This is a genomic window from Sporocytophaga sp. (assembly GCF_017745095.1).
Classification (GTDB): domain Bacteria; phylum Bacteroidota; class Bacteroidia; order Cytophagales; family Cytophagaceae; genus Sporocytophaga.
The window spans coordinates 28,607-44,929 of the sequence record NZ_JAGHZZ010000060.1; the positions used below are offsets into that span (position 1 = coordinate 28,607).

A 16,323-nucleotide genomic window follows, 5' to 3' on the forward strand; every position below is an offset into this window, starting at 1 on the left:
TTATTTACTTACTTCTGCACTACAACTTTCTTTGCTTTAATTTTTTTACCTCGCTGCAAACGGCAGAAATAAACGCCTGAACTGAGATCGGTATCACTTACCGAATAGTTATAAAACATTGAATACATTTTTCTAGCAGGTATAATTTCTTTAACCAAGACTCCTCTTGCGTCATAGAGTCCGAGGCTAACCTCGCTGTCTTCCTTGAGAAAGAAGACAATCTTAGCTTCTCCAGCAAAGGGAGAAGGGTAAACTGAAAAATCATCGAGCTCTTTGGCATAAGGTGATTCTATTGCTCCTATATCTATGCCGTTCCCCCTCGGTCTTTTAGTCCCTTCATAATCATCAGGTACTGGTAATCCAGGAACTTCTATTCCCAGATCTATCATGGGCGATTTATCAGATAGTTTAAACCCATCAAGATAAAGTTCTTCAGTATTCTCAGATTTTATATTAGCAATCTCTTTCCATGAATCAGGATTAGCAACATTGAAATAACTATCTCCTTTTGAAGTCACAAGAATATTATTGATAAATTCATTTCCAACACTATTGAAGTTATTATTCAGGACTACACCTAAGGAAGCTTCTGAAAGAATTGTATTATTGATGATATGATATCCTTTGCCTGGAGTAACCATACTATCTTCCAGCAGCATTGCCATCTCTCCGTTTTTAGCTATTCCGGTAAATACATTATTGTACACAAAATTATCTCCAGCTCCATTGAGCCATAAACCGGGGCCACTTCCATCAGCTATCATATTGTTATACAACTCTCCAGTAGTACCTGTACTGAGATGTACTCCTGCAGATTGATACTTATCGTTGATGGTTCCGTAATTCTCAATTTTATTTGAATAAATCTTTACATCGCTTGTTGCACATCCTACTTGAATACCTTCTCTGCCTATACTCTCGAGAATATTATTATAAACCCTCACTCCTACCAGTTCATGCGGCAGAACCCTTACTGATGTGCCATTGCAATCCTTTATTACTCCCCTATAATGAGGAAATCCAAGATAAACACCTTCACCTTTAGTATTATGAATATAATTATCATGGATAAAGGTATTCTTCTGAACAAAATTACCTCTATTAGGAATGCCACTGCAATCAGGATCTGTTTTTGCGAGTATACCAGCAAAACCTGTGTTGGCAATTTCTACATGATCAATCTCCATATCGGTCGATAACATTCCAATAGAAATTCCAGGGATCTGATCTCCCGTTTGCATTACAGCAAAACCATAAGTTGATTTCGGATCGCCTGTACCTGTAAGTCTGAAATGAGAACAGTTGTTTACCCTGATTCCATAGTACCAATCATTATTCTTGACAGATACCTTTCCTCCACAGTTAATAATTGTAACTGGCTTTTCTGCAGTACCATTTATATTGGTTAAACCTAAATATTTTTTTACAGATGATTTGATACAGACTGTAGATCCGGGAGTAATTTTCAATGCATTCCCATCTACGTAAAGCGTATTTTCTTCTATGGTAAAGTCGCAGTTACATCCTGATGCCCCATAACATAAGCCAGAGCAGATAAACGAAAAAAATACTGCGTTCAATAAATATAATAAAGTTCGGTTGAGCTTTTCCATATTTAAAAAATCTCAACTTCACTTTATTTGTTTTTAAAATTCCCGTAGTCCTTTATACACAGGGGCTATGAATAATCTAGTAATTAAAAAAATCAGAATTCAATACAACCTGGATCCGGAGATCCGGATTTTCTTCTGGCTTTACCATTAATGTCTTTGTCTACAGAAAAAACGTCCTGATGTTTTCCTTTTTGAACCACATCAGAAACAAATCTATTTTCAAGCAAAGGTTTAATCAATGATTTTTTGTTTGAAGTATAGTTTCCTTCAGTTCTGGCAGCTGCCTTATCACCAAAGGATATGAAATAATCTTTCTTATCGCCAGGCTCTCCAGTTCTTATTATCACGTTATTTAGGATATAATTATCGGTCAATTCATTCGACATTTTAATCCCTTGCATTTTAGGGTTTAGAATAGAATTATTGATTAAAATAATTTTTGAGGAATCTCTCACTTCTCTGTTATCGCAGAAGATACCGAACTCACTGCAGTCTGAAATAAGATTATTATAAATGATATTATCACCTATCCCAAGAACTATAATACCATTACCCTTTCCGTTTAATACACGGTTGTTATATACAAGTCCAGTAGTGCCAAGTCCCACCTGAATACCATTTCTCTGAGATCCAATATTTGCGAGGCCAAAACTGTCAATAGTGTTATTATAAATTTCCGATTTGCTTACTGCACATCCAAGTTGTATGCCATCCCACTGAGTATTCTCTATTTTATTGTCATAAATTTTTATATTCTTCAGCTCATGAGGGAATAGCAGGGTATCAGGGCATTTTTTATTTCCATTCCAACCGGTATAAAAAGAGTTTCCCACATAAAGTCCTTCACCTTTAACATGATGAATGTAGTTATGATGAATAAAAACATTTTTTTGTATAAAGGTACCTCTGGTATAACTGCCATCGCATTCAGGATCTGTTTTAGCCATAATACCAGCGAAACCACTATGTTTTATTTCCAAATGGTCTATTTCAAAATCTGAACTACCTTTACCCACCATGACCCCCATTGCCCCTTTTTTTGTAGAATCAATTAAAAATCCGTATTCAATTTTATCATCACCGGTACCAGTAAGTTTTATATACTGACAGTTATCTAATTTTATTCCATAACCTAATACCATATTAGAAACTTCAACCCTTCCGCCACAATTAATGACCTTTACAGGATTAATAGAATCTCCTTGTATATTAATGAGTTGAAGATTCTTTCTCTTACCTGCCATAATACATATGACATCCCCTGGCTTTACAAGAGTTTTAAATCCGTTCATCTGCTCTGTTTCCGGTGCCAGGGTAAAATCGCAGTGACATGAAGGTTCTTCAAAATTGAATTGCCCGAAAATGCTTATAAAGGTTAGCAGAAGAATTAATCTGATTATCATCAATAAAGCTTTTAGATAAAAAAAGAATTACAAAAACATTTGTTTAAAAATATTAATAAAAAAAATACCCGGCAAGGCCGGGTATTTAAGTTTAACATTTTTAAGCTTGATTATTTCACAAGATTGAAGTTCACAGACAATGTAGTTCCTGCAGTACCTTTCGTTCCCGCCTGGGTATAAGGAGTTGCTGATACTGTGTGGTTTCCAAGGGCAAGGTAATACGCTTGATAATCTCCCTTAGTATCACCGCCTATTGAATAAGGAGCTTCACTTTCGATTCTGCCTGATTTACCGTCCATTTTGAAAGCAACACTTTTCACTTCGCTTCCAGTATTAGCCTTGATATTGATTTTGCTTGTTTTAAGAGCAGAAAGGCTGATTGTAGCTCCGTTGGTGATAGTTGCAATTTCTTTATTGGTTTCAGAATTGATTAATATGAAACTTACAACAGAATTACCAGTTGAAGGAGTCGGAGTTGTTACCTCTCCGTTAGTTACAGTGAAAGATATTTCTGTAGTTCCACCAACAGTTCCTTGTGCGCTTGCACTTGAATAATCAGTTACAGTCAATTTGTGGCTTCCTGCTGTGAATGTACCTGGTTTATAGTCAGTACCAGCATCACCGAATAATGTTAGAGGAACAGAACTTTCTGTAGAAGCAACCGCACCGTCTAATTTAAACTGAACGCTTCCTGCAAATCCTGAAGCAACATTCGCTCTTACATTGATGTTCTTTGTTCCTATTTTAGAATAATCAATTACTGCGCCATTAGATAAAGTCATGATATCTTTATCAGTATCAGCATTAACGAGAGTTACACTTGTTACTTTTGTTACACCTGGAGTTGGAGTAGTAGTACCACCGCCAGTTCCTGGATCAGTTGGAGTAGTTGTACCACCACCTGTACCTGTACCTGGATTTGGTACGGAAGTACCAGAAGAAGTTCCTTCATAAGCTCCGACATCATAAGTACCTCCTGTTGGTCTTGCTGTGTTAGATAAATCATAAGTTACACCGAAAGAAGATACATCAGCACCTTTATCAATTGCAGGAGAACCTGCAGCTAGACGATAGTCTCCACCAGAAGCATTTACAAACTTAACATCAGCAATATTCATTGATGTATAGTTATTTTTGTCAGTTACTTTAGCACTGTTTCTGGTATTGATATACTTACCTGTTTTAGGATTTACAATGATGTTATTGATAACATTATTCATTGCAATCTTTCCGGCTGCTATCATGAAACCATCAGAACCACTATTGATAATTGTGTTGTTGATGAAACTGAATGCTGGACCAGGAGTATATCTAGTATCGCAGTATACACCATAAGCACCTGCATTAAGTACTACGTTGTTGTAGACAACATTATCACCGTATCCAAGACAGATAATACCGTTACCTGGACCATTTTTGATAATATTATTGTAACATTTTCCACCAGTACCTTCACCTAACTGAAGACCGTTATTCTGGTTAGCAGCAAATGGATCTTTACCAAAATTCTCAATAGTGTTATCGAAAATCTCACATCCTTTTGTTGCACAACCAACCTGAATACCTTCGCAGCCAGAGTTAACAACTTTGTTTTTGTACAGACGAAGACCCTCTACAGTGTGAGGTGTAATAGTTCCACATGAAAGAGCTCTTCCTGAAGCATAGAATGAGTTACCCACATAGAAACCTTCACCAGTAACATCGTGAACATAGTTGTCATGGATAGAACAATCTCTCATGACAAAGTTTCCATTCCAAGTTGACGGATCACAAGTTGGGTCTGTCTTTCCCATTAAACCTGCGAATCCAATGTTGCTGATTTCTACATTAGATATTTCCCAGTTGGTAGATAAGCTTTCAAAAGTAACACCGATGTGTGAACCATTTACATGGATACCATATTGGTCATTTGATCCGTTTCCGGCAACTTTTACATATTTACAATTTGAGAATTTCAAACCATAACCATTGCTGCTGGAAGCATTGATACTAACTTTACCGTTTGAGTTTACAAAGGTAATCGGTTTGCCGGCTTCACCTTGAAAATTCTTCAACCAAAGCGGGCCTCTGGTACCAGCTTCGATACATACAACGCTTCCCGCAGGAAGATTAAGCGTACTAGCGTCAACTACTGTTTGACTTGTTTTAATTGTATAGACGCATGAATAACCTTGAACAGCTGCTAAACTTTCAGCTGCATTATTTTTGGTGACATCATGTTCTTTTTTACAGGAGGTAATAGAAATACCCATGACACATAAGGCCATCAAAATACTCGATCTTTTCATTTTTAATGTGTTTTGTTAAGAGTACAAAAGATTTGTTTGAATTTTACCGGAATCAAAGGCCAATCGATTGTTTAATAAGGTGCTTTTCCAGCACGGGGCGAACTACTTATTGTTTCTGCGCAGAAATTAACTGCCTTGAACGCGATAAAAAGTAGAGGTTTAACTTATAGGTACTTGAGATTTAATGGAAAATTTTACTGACAAATTTTGCTTTACAGCTTTGGTTTATTTAATTAAGAAACGGAGTATCTAATGTCATATTGCCTTTCTGTTCTGAGCTCCATCTCATACCTTTTAAAAACTTTATAATTTTATGAAAATTATATTTTGAGACTTTTTTTTAAAGAAATATCCGGAAGCCCCTTAAAAATAGAGGCTTCCGAACACCTCAAACTAATTATAATTTATTATATTAACTTACTACATTAATTGCTACTGTATATAAAGCTCCTGCTGTTCCTGAAGCTCCTTCTTTAGTATATGGAACCAGAGTGATGGTATGAGCTCCATATGCTGGTGTCCATGGGTTATAGTTGCCTACTCCTGCATCGCCATACATGGTAAATGGCGCACCACTTTCAGTTCTTACATTTACGCCATCAAACTTAAATATGATACTTTTGGTTGCTGCAGATGTATTTGCACGAACATTGATTTTATTCGTACCAAGCGCACTATAGCTTATTGTTGCACCATTGGATATAGTCATGATGTCTTTTCCTGTAGTTGCATTGACAAGGGTTAAGCTTGTGACCTGAGCAGTTCCGGTTGTAGTTGGCGCTGCTGGAGCTGTGGGAGTTGTTGAAGTTGTTGGAGTATTATTTGAAAGTGAAGAACCACTTCCTTCAAATGCTCCGATGTCATAGGCTACTCCATTTGGTCTTCTTCCACCTCCGAAGTCAGAAGCAATACCGTATGATGATGTATTCATACCTTTATCAAGTGCAGGTGAACCAGAAGCTATTCTATAATCGTTGCCACCGGAATTCACGAATTTAACTTCACCAACTGTAGCTGCATTAAGGTTATTGGAAGATGTAAGTTTTACATTAGTACTTCTTGTTGTGACAAACTTACCATTCTTAGGTGCAGCAATAATGTTATTTACTACATAGTTCATCGGAATTTTCTCTGAATAAACCATAATACCATCTTTTCCACTATTAACGATAGTATTATTTGCTACTTTAAAGAATTGACCAGGAGTATATCTTGAATCTGTGAATATACCATATGATCCTGCATTTATAATTACGTTATTATATACTACGTTGTCGCCATACCCAAGACAGATAATTCCATTACCAGGACCGTTTTTGATTATATTATTATAACACAATCCTCCAGTACCTTCTCCAATCTGAAGACCATTATTCTGGTTATCCGCAAAAGGAGATTTACCAAAGTTTTCTATACTGTTATCATATATCTCACAACCTTTCACAGCACATCCAACCTGAATACCTTCACAACCACTGTTAACTACTTTGTTTTTGAAAATTTTCACACCTTCAATAGCGTGAGGCAAAATATTCCCACATGAAAGATTTCTTCCACCCTGAAAGAATGAGTTTCCAACATAGAAACCTTCTCCTGTTACATCATGTACATAATTATCATGAGCAGATACGTCTTTCATTGTGAAGTTTGCTCTCCATGTAGCAGGATCGCAAGATGGATCTGTTTTACCCATCAAACCAGCAAATCCAATGTTGCTTATTTCTACGTTTGAGATTTCCCAATTTGTAGAGAGAGCTTCAAAACTAACACCAATATGAGATCCAGTTACATGAATTCCGTATTGATCAGAAGAACCATTACCGGCTACTTTTACATATTTACAATTGGCAAGTTTCAGACCGTATCCATTGCTTGATGAACACTGTATTGTAACTTTTCCATTCCCATTGACAAAGGTAATTGGTCTACCAGGTTGTCCTGAGAAGTTTTTAAGAACAAGCGGGCCTCTTGTACCTGCTTCTATACAAACTACACTTCCTGCTGGAATATTAAGGGTACTTCCATCTACAATAGGTTGATTGGCCTTTATGGTATAGGTACATGCATATCCTTCAACTCCTGCGCTGTCACCAACAGCCATAGAAGGTTTAACATTTTCAATGTCATGTTCCTTTTTACAAGAGGCAAAAGAAATACCTATGGCACATAATGCCATCAAAATACTGGATCGTCTCATTTGAAATTTATTTAGTTAAATATTAGAGATTTATTTATGAAGCCGGTAGGGTTTGTTTTATGATTATACTCCGGACTTCCATAAAAGTAGAGGTTGTTTCTATAAGCTGATTTTTAATTTATTAATAGCTGGTGACTTTCTAATAATTTGTTGTTGTCTAAACACTATCACTTCCGATTCAGTTCTATTTTTAACAGGAGATTTAATCTTCCTTTTATTTTATTAAAACACATAAAATAACTATGTCCAGATTTACAATGCCGTCTTGGGTATACAGGCATAATAATATTCAATTCAAGGAGAATGATCTATATTCCCTTCAGGTAGTAGATAAAATCAAAGAAAAGTTAAAAAGGTTCCATCAAGACGATCCGGAGGTAACTATTGTAATTCCGGCATATAACGAAGAGAAAAATATCCTGAGAACGCTGTCTTCTATTTCAGAATTGAAAACCAGCTATCGCACGGAATTGATAGTTGCAAATAACAATTCAAAAGACAGAACACAGGAAATATTGGACAGATGTGGTGTGCGCTCTGTCTTTGTCAAAGACCAAGGGATCAGTTATGCCAGACAAGCCGGTCTTGAAGCGGCAAACGCCCCCATCATAGCCAATGCAGATGCAGATTCCATCTATCCTGATCAGTGGTTAGACACAATTGTTGAACCACTACACAACCCATCGATTTCCTGTAGTTATGGGACTTATTCATTTATTCCCGGGGAAGAAAATAACAGGTTAACATTAGGATTGTACGAAACAGCTGCTAATGCATTCTTCGCAATAAAGAGAAATCAAAGAGAATGCGTAAATGTTATGGGCTTTAATTTTGCCTATCGTAAGGTTGATGCACTTGAAGTCGGTGGATTTTACCATCAACTTAACCGAAAGGTGACTAAAAGAAGTGAAGATGGCTGGATGGCTATGTGCCTGACAAGAAAAGGAAATCTTCAATTGGTTGCATCTCCCCTTGCAAGAGTTTGGACGAGCGACAGAAGATTAATGGACGATGGATCCCTAGGGAAAGCTCTTTATAACAGGGCAAAAAAAGAAATTTCCAGAATTGGAATTTATTTCACCGCCAAAGGAGAAATAAATATTGAAGAAGAGAAAGCAAAGAAATTTTAATTGGTTAACAATTTAGCAAACATAGGCCCTTAATTACTCAGGGCTATTTACATTTATTTTTCAGAGAAATTACGAAGACGAACATATTTATACAAAATATAATTCATTAGTATGAAAATAAATTTACACTTGTTTTTTAGCATCTCCTTATACATACTTTTATTCTGCAACAATTCATTCTGCCAGGATACAGGTCACTGGGAGATAGAATCAGGAGACCCCGACCTTATACATCGACATGAATGTGGTTATGTTGAATGTGATGGTAAATTTTACCTTATAGGAGGTAGAAGATTAGGACTGGATAAGTTCGTAAATATTTATGACCCATCGACTAAGAATTGGGCAAAAGGAACAACCTTGCCTCCTGCCCCAGATGCTCCTACAAAAGCATTAGAAATACACCATTTTCAAGCTGTTGCATACAATCACAAAATTTATATTGTAAACGCATTTACTGGAAACTACCCTTCTGAAACTCCTGTAGACAGAATATATATTTATGATCCAGCTTCTGACAAATGGTCTGAAGGACCTATCATTCCAGTGGAAAGACGAAGAGGATCTGCAGGAGTGGTTGTATACGGCAATAAATTTTACATTGCAGGGGGTATAATCAATGGCCATAACAGTGGCTTTGTATCATGGTTTGATGAATATAATCCCCAGACAAACGAATGGAAAATAATGCCAGATGCGCCTAATGCCAGAGATCATTTTCAAGCCGTTACGCATGATGGAAAAATATACCTTACAGGAGGAAGACATTCTTCTCTCGCTACTGGACAAACAAATAACCTTACAGTTGCAGCAATAGACGTATTTGATTTTTCAAGTCAGACATGGGAAACCTGGCCCAATAATATCCCAACCCCAAGAGCTGGATGCTCATCAGTGATATTGGGAAATGAACTATTGGTTATAGGAGGTGAAGGGCCTGGCACAGTTAACAACCTTGCTTTCGATAAGACAGAAGCCCTGAATCTCACAACCAAAACATGGAGAACACTTGCGCCCCTTGATAGTGGAAGACATGCAACTCAGGCAATCGTATATAATAACAAAATTTATATTGCAGCAGGAAGCAAAACCAGCGGAGGCAATGGAGCAACTGAACTCGCTAATCAGGAAATATATCATGATCCATCTATTGAGGAACAAATAGTACTGACAGTACCCGATTCGATAAACTTTGGGAAAGTTGATAATCAGATTCCGAACAAAACGTTAAGAATTAACCTTTCGAATACAACCTCGATGAATATACAAATCAATGGAATTTCGATAAGGGACAATTGTCCTGATTTCTGCTTTTCAACCAACCTGACATTCCCTTACATCGTCACTCCTCAAAGTAGTATTCCCCTAGACATTTGCTTTTCCCCATCGGGGACTGGATTTAAATCATCATTTATTGATATTGATCATTCCGGTATTAATAACCCAGCATCAATAAGTGTATATGGTGAAGAACTGGGAGATATAGCTTCTATAAAAAATAAACTTATGGGGGTAACTATTTATCCAAATCCGGTAAAAGATTACCTCAATCTAATCGATGAACAAAATAGGGAATCTCTTTATTGGGAAATAATTAACAGTACGGGAAACAAGGTCATAACTGGGTATAACAGCCAAACCATAAACTTTAGTGAATTATCCAAAGGCTTTTATATAGTAAATATAATTTCGGAAAAAACTTCTGAAAAAATTTCAATAAAGATTATCAGGGATTAAAAATTACATTATCAAACCATAATTCAAAGGGAGAAGGAATAAACATTTTATTCTTTTTCCCTTATCTATTTAAATGCATAAACACTGAGCTTATACTTCAGTTAAATAGTGAAATTTATTAGTACTCGACATGAAAAACACATGCTCATTTCCGAAAAAAATTTTCACTGCTACTTTGCTTCTATTTCTAAATCAGCTTTTTGCATTTGGTCAGAGTTTTACATCTAGCACCCTTCAGAACGCAGGAGTTATTACGCCTACATCGCTTCAATTCGGACCAGATGGTAAACTTTACGTCGCACAACAGGATGGCAATATAAAAGTATTGACTATCAATAAAACCTCAGCGAACAATTATACGGTAACTGGATCCGAAACTATAACCCTTGTAAAGGATATCCCAAATCATAATGATGACGGAAGTTTACTTTCTCAGCCTTCCACCAAGAGACTCGTTACAGGACTGACCGTTAGCGGAACTTCTGACAATCCTATACTATACGTTGTATCCAGCGATCCACGGATTGGCGGAGCAAGCAATGGTGATATCAATCTATGCACGAATTCGGGAGTATTATCCAAATTAACTAAAACAGGAAATACATGGACTAAAATAGATCTTGTCAGAGGGCTGTCCAGATCAGAAGAAACACATGCCACCAATGGAATATATCTCTATGAAGGCAATGGTAAAAAAATAATGTTAATTGCAGTAGGTGGCCAGACTAATGCAGGTTCTCCCTCAAACGTATTTGCCTATATTTGCGAATACGCGCTTTCTGCAGCAATACTTTCCATTGATTTAAACGTAGTTGAAAGCCTCCCTGATAAGCAGGACCCAACAGGAAAACATCCTTACAAATATGATATACCCACCCTTGATGACCCGACAAGACCTAATAATCCGGATGGTTCCGATCAAAATGATCCTTGGGGAGGTAATGATGGACTAAATCAGGCAAAGATAGTTCTCAATGGCCCTGTTCAGGTTTTTGCTTCAGGTTTCCGAAACCCATATGATATATTAGTATTAAAACATCCTTCAAAAGCTGGAAAAATTTTCTCCATCGACAATGGGCCTAACAAAAACTGGGGAGGCAATCCTACTCTTGAAAATGGAAATGCAACAAACAAATACACATCCTCAGAGCCCGGATCACAGGATGTGGGCAACTATGATGGATTAGAATTTATTGGAGACATGAACACTTATGTAACTGGCGCCTTCTATGGAGGTCATCCAAATCCAATAAGAGCTAACCCTTCCGGTGCAGGTTTATATACCAATTCACCTAGTGCTTCAGGCTGGCGTAACGATAACAGTAATGCTTCATTACCATTACCTTCAGACTGGCCTCCCGTTCCGGTTGCAGATCCCAGACAAAGTGAATATAGAAAAGCAGGAACTGATGCAGATAAAGCTCTGCTATATTTTGACAATTCTACTGATGGTATTTGTGAATACAGATATTCAGGCAATGCTCTATATGGAGATATTCTTGCTGCAGGATTTGATGGAAATTTATATAGAATAAAACTTAATGCTACTGGAGATGCAGTCCTTAACAGTAAAGACGCTACTAGATTAAATTTGGACAAACCTTTGGGAAGTGCGCTTGAAGGAAAAGCTCTGGATGTTACTTCACAAGGAGATGGAGAAATTTTTGAAGGAACAATATGGGTCGCTATTTATTCTGCAAACATAATAAAAGTATTTGAGCCGGCAACAGTTATATGCAATAATACTGTACCTACAGCTGATGATGATAACGATGGTTTTTCCAATGCAGAAGAAAATGACAACCAAACAGACCCATGTAATGCCGCTGATGCTCCATCAGACAATGATAGTGACAAAATAAGTGACAAGTGGGATAATGATGATGATAATGACGGCATCCTCGACAACCAGGATTTCTTTGCATTAGATAATCAAAATGGATTACAAAATAATATTCCCAAAATCTTTAATCTTACCAATGCAGATCCTGGTACTGGTTTTTTTGGAGTTGGATTAACAGGACTAATGAGTAATGGATCAACGGATTACAGTGCTCTCTATAATAGTAATAATATTATTGCAGGTGGAGCAATCGGAGCACTCACAGTAGAAGAAATTCCAGATGGTGATGCTTTTCAAGGCAACAACAACCAGCAGTATGCATTTCAGGTTGGTATAAACACAAGCAAAAACACAGGAATCTTCACCGTAAAAACAGGAATCCTTCCCAATTACTTTAGCTCCGGAACTCCTGAAGATTTTCAATCACATGGAATGTTCATAGGCACTGGTGACCAGGATAATTATATTAAACTTTCATTAAATGCAAATGGAGGTTCCGGAGGAATCGAATTATTGACAGAAACAGATGGCGTAACTACAAGTGTTGAAAATCCCTTGCCTGGCGCTATCCCTCGGACAAATATAGTATTTTACCTTACTATAGATCCATCTTCAGGCATTATTTATCCTAAATATAAAATAGATAATGTAATGTATAGCTTCGATCCCATTCAGGTATCAGGAAAAATAGCTAGTGCAATACAGAACGAAGAAACTGCATTAGCTGTAGGGCTTATTGCAACATCAAGGGGATCCAGTAAAAGATTCAGTGCAACCTGGGACTATATTGAAGCCAATCCAGGAGACATTACTTCAATAAACTTCTGGCACAATGGTACAAAATCTAAAAACATAAACATATACCCCAATCCATCCAGTGATTTTGTTCATCTCAATATCAATGAGGAATCACCGCAGAATTACACATTAAAAATTTTCAATAACTTATGCCAGCAAGTTGAAGAAAGAACTATAAACTTTAATCCAGGCAGCGATGATTATGGGATTAAAATGGGAGACTACCCAAATGGGATTTACTATTTTCAATTAATTTCAGAGGGTCAGAAAAATTCTGCAACAATAAAATTCATCAAGAAATAAATATATCTGATTTACATAAAGATGAGTTCTTCATTAATCGAAGACTCATCTTTATTTTTTAATTAAATCTATTAATAATCCAGTTTTCTATAAGATAGACTGGTGACTATCCATCAAAATTGATATTTATCAATAAACACTGGTCAGTATATTCAGTTATTTTTTATGTCAATAATACCTACACCATGAAAAATTTGTACAGCTTTTTGAGAACAGCATCATCAATCTTGATATGCTTCATGATTAATCTGGTCAGCGTATTCGGTCAGAATTTTACAAACAGTCAGTTAAAAAATATAAACTTGAATAATCCCACTTCCCTGCAATTTGGTCCCGATGGGAAATTATATATAGCGCAACAAGATGGACAAATAAAAATTGCAACAATTCAGCGAAACGGGCCTAATAACTATACCGCTACAAGTACCGAAACTATTACACTAGTCAGAGATATTCCCAACCACAATGACGATGGAACATATGCTCCCGGCAAAAAAAGACAAGTAACTGGAATATTAGTTGAAGGAGATGCTTCTAATCCAATAATATACATAACATCCAGTGACTCCCGTATTGGAGCTGGTAGCTTTGGAGATGTTAACCTTTGTACAAACTCAGGTGTAATTTCAAAATTATATAAAGAAGGTGGCCAGTGGAAAAAGATAGACCTTGTAAGAGGTCTTCCAAGATCTGAAGAAAACCACGCGACAAACGGACTAGTAAAGTATGGAAACCAACTTTTAGTTTGTCAGGGAGGAGGAACAAACTCCGGAGCTCCCTCTGCCCTGTGGACATACATCACTGAATATGCCCTTAGCGCCGCCATACTTTCTGTGGATCTGGCAACAATAGAGGCATTGCCAACTAAGACTGACTCAACTGGTAAAAATCCATATAAATATGATATACCAACTTTGGATGACCCAACAAGATCTAATAACCCAGATGGAACAGATATCTTTGATCCTTGGGGAGGAAATGATGGACTTAACCAAACAAAGGTAGTTCCTGGCGGGCCTGTCCAGATTTTCGCAGGGGGATTTAGAAATCCTTATGATATAGTAGTTACCAAACACCCTTTAAGAAGCGGTAGAATCTATAGTATAGATAACGGACCTAACAGGAACTGGGGTGGGTATCCTGTAAAAGAAAACGGAACAGTTACCAATAATTACCCTGCAGGTGAGCCCGGCTCATTAACAGTAGGCAATTTTGATGGCTTAGAGTATATAGGCAATATCAATACCTATCAGCCAGGAGAATATTATGCAGGACATCCAACTCCTATAAGAGCTAACCCCTCAGGAGCTGGCTTATTTACGAATGATTCAGTGCATGGAAGCAAATGGAGAAATGATAATTCAGACCCAAACTTTCCTCTTCCTGTTGACTGGCCTCCTGTTCCTGAAAGCATGAAAGATCCCAGAGAAGCTGACTATTATGATTCTGGGACAGATGCTGATAAATCACTAATATACTTTGAACAATCTACCAATGGTATGTGTGAATACCTTTACTCAGGAAACAGCATGTATGGCGATATATTAGCTGTTGGATATGAAGGAGACATTTTCAGAATAAAAACGACGGATGATCCTAAAGTTATTCTCAATAGTAAAAAATCCAACAGAGTTAATCTCGATAAAGGATGGTCAATCGGAGATGCAAAACCTCTTGACATTACAGCACAAGCAGATGGTGAAATATTTGAAGGTAGTATCTGGATTGCAAGCTGGGGCAAAAGTAGAATAGACATCTTTGAACCAGGAGCTGCAATCGAATGTAACAGCGGCCCTAATTCCCCTAATGATGATGATCAGGACGGATACTCCAATGATGAGGAAACTAAAACCGGAACTGACCCTTGCAATGGGGCTGACAAACCAACTGATTTTGATGGAGACTTAAAGGGTGACTTAATTGATGACGATGATGACAATGATGGAGTCAAAGATATTGAAGATATATATGTGAGAGATAAGGATAATGGCACCACTACTGCCATTCCTACACATTATGCACTGTTCAACTATGATCCTGGTACGGGATTCTTTGGTCTTGGTTTTACAGGATTGATGACCAACTATAAAACCGATTATCTCAATTTGTACGACCCTTACAATATGATTGCAGGAGGAGCTGCCGGAGCACTTACACTTGAAGAAGTTACTCCTGGAGATGCATTTGAAGATATCAACACTCAGATGAATGGATTTCTATTTGGGATAAATGCAGATAAAAATTCAGGAACATATGTAATTTCAGCAGCCATCCTTCCAAGCTACTTTAATGCAGAAACTCCTATAGATGACCAGTCACAGGGAATATTTATCGGCAATGGAGATCAAGACAACTATATTAAACTTGTTATTAACTCTAACGGTGGTAAAGGAGGCATAGCACTAGTTAATGAAGTAAATGGCAAGGCAACAACAGTTCAAAATGATCTACCAACAGCAGCCATTCCATCAGAACCTATTGTTTTTCAGTTTTACATAGATCCTGCTATAGCAACCATTTATCCAAGATATCAGATCGGCAAGACTGCATTTAGCTTTGATCCGGTCATAGCTTCCGGAAAAACCAAAGGAGCAATACAAAGATCAGACACGGCTTTGGCTGTCGGCATTATCTCTACGTCCAGAAATTCCAATGCAACTTTCAATGCGACATGGGATTATATCGAAGTTGAACCATCAATTATCTCTTCAATCAAGTGGAACAATTCCTCTTCTGCATCTGATATACTTGCATATCCTAACCCTACTAAAGATATCATTAATATCAGTTTGAAAGATAAGACAAATCAAACCTGTGCTATTAAAATTTTTAATAGTATGAGCCAGTCGATAAAGGAAACAACAGTAAGCCCTGCAAACAGCGACTTGGATTTTCCAGTAAATGTTTCAGATCTGGAACCTGGTGTATATTTTATGCAACTAATTAATGGTGATTCAAAATCGGCAACACTTAAATTTATTAAACAATAATTAGAGGTAACCAATTAAAAA

8 protein-coding genes are annotated in these 16,323 nt (G+C 37.1%); 4 read left to right on the forward strand and 4 right to left on the reverse strand.

Going from position 1 to position 16,323, the window contains the following annotated elements; genetic code table 11:
* Positions 1-8 precede the first annotated feature (8 nt).
* From J7604_RS26285 to J7604_RS26300, 4 genes are all read right to left on the reverse strand, one after another.
* On the reverse strand, positions 9-1,613 hold the full coding sequence (locus J7604_RS26285; protein ID WP_293903388.1) for a T9SS type A sorting domain-containing protein: 1,605 nt from the start codon (positions 1,611-1,613) through the stop codon (positions 9-11).
* A gap of 92 nt (positions 1,614-1,705) precedes the next feature.
* Positions 1,706-3,016 carry a right-handed parallel beta-helix repeat-containing protein gene (locus tag J7604_RS26290; protein WP_293903391.1) on the reverse strand — a complete coding sequence of 437 codons (1,311 nt, stop codon included), beginning with the start codon at positions 3,014-3,016 and terminating at the stop codon, positions 1,706-1,708.
* Between the two features lie 110 nt (positions 3,017-3,126).
* Positions 3,127-5,304, reverse strand: coding sequence for a right-handed parallel beta-helix repeat-containing protein (locus tag J7604_RS26295; RefSeq protein ID WP_293903394.1), 2,178 nt, complete (start codon positions 5,302-5,304; stop codon positions 3,127-3,129).
* 412 nt (positions 5,305-5,716) lie between these two features.
* The gene (locus tag J7604_RS26300; protein ID WP_293903397.1) at positions 5,717-7,501 is read right to left on the reverse strand and encodes a right-handed parallel beta-helix repeat-containing protein; all 1,785 of its coding nucleotides are present in this window, start codon (positions 7,499-7,501) and stop codon (positions 5,717-5,719) included.
* A 242-nt stretch (positions 7,502-7,743) separates the two neighbouring features.
* Here J7604_RS26300 and J7604_RS26305 point away from each other — a divergent pair, with 242 nt between their 5' ends.
* From J7604_RS26305 to J7604_RS26320, 4 genes are all read left to right on the forward strand, one after another.
* Positions 7,744-8,631 (forward strand): glycosyltransferase family 2 protein, encoded by an 888-nt coding sequence (locus J7604_RS26305; protein WP_293903400.1) that lies wholly within the window; start codon positions 7,744-7,746, stop codon positions 8,629-8,631.
* A gap of 111 nt (positions 8,632-8,742) precedes the next feature.
* Complete coding sequence (locus tag J7604_RS26310) at positions 8,743-10,368, forward strand: kelch repeat-containing protein (RefSeq protein WP_293903403.1); 1,626 nt, start codon at positions 8,743-8,745, stop codon at positions 10,366-10,368.
* 130 nt (positions 10,369-10,498) lie between these two features.
* On the forward strand, positions 10,499-13,312 hold the full coding sequence (locus J7604_RS26315; RefSeq protein ID WP_293903406.1) for a T9SS type A sorting domain-containing protein: 2,814 nt from the start codon (positions 10,499-10,501) through the stop codon (positions 13,310-13,312).
* A 239-nt stretch (positions 13,313-13,551) separates the two neighbouring features.
* A complete protein-coding gene (locus J7604_RS26320) occupies positions 13,552-16,302 on the forward strand; it encodes a T9SS type A sorting domain-containing protein (protein ID WP_293903409.1) in 2,751 nt (916 codons plus the stop codon).
* The last annotated feature ends 21 nt before the right edge of the window (positions 16,303-16,323 follow it).

Coding starts and splice junctions, on each gene's coding strand:
- J7604_RS26285 (WP_293903388.1), bottom strand. CDS start 1,613: ATGGAAAAGCTCAACCGAACTTTATTATATTTATTGAACGCAGTATTT.
- J7604_RS26290 (WP_293903391.1), bottom strand. CDS start 3,016: ATGATAATCAGATTAATTCTTCTGCTAACCTTTATAAGCATTTTCGGG.
- J7604_RS26315 (WP_293903406.1), top strand. CDS start 10,499: ATGAAAAACACATGCTCATTTCCGAAAAAAATTTTCACTGCTACTTTG.
- J7604_RS26295 (WP_293903394.1), bottom strand. CDS start 5,304: ATGAAAAGATCGAGTATTTTGATGGCCTTATGTGTCATGGGTATTTCT.
- J7604_RS26305 (WP_293903400.1), top strand. CDS start 7,744: ATGTCCAGATTTACAATGCCGTCTTGGGTATACAGGCATAATAATATT.
- J7604_RS26300 (WP_293903397.1), bottom strand. CDS start 7,501: ATGAGACGATCCAGTATTTTGATGGCATTATGTGCCATAGGTATTTCT.
- J7604_RS26320 (WP_293903409.1), top strand. CDS start 13,552: ATGATTAATCTGGTCAGCGTATTCGGTCAGAATTTTACAAACAGTCAG.
- J7604_RS26310 (WP_293903403.1), top strand. CDS start 8,743: ATGAAAATAAATTTACACTTGTTTTTTAGCATCTCCTTATACATACTT.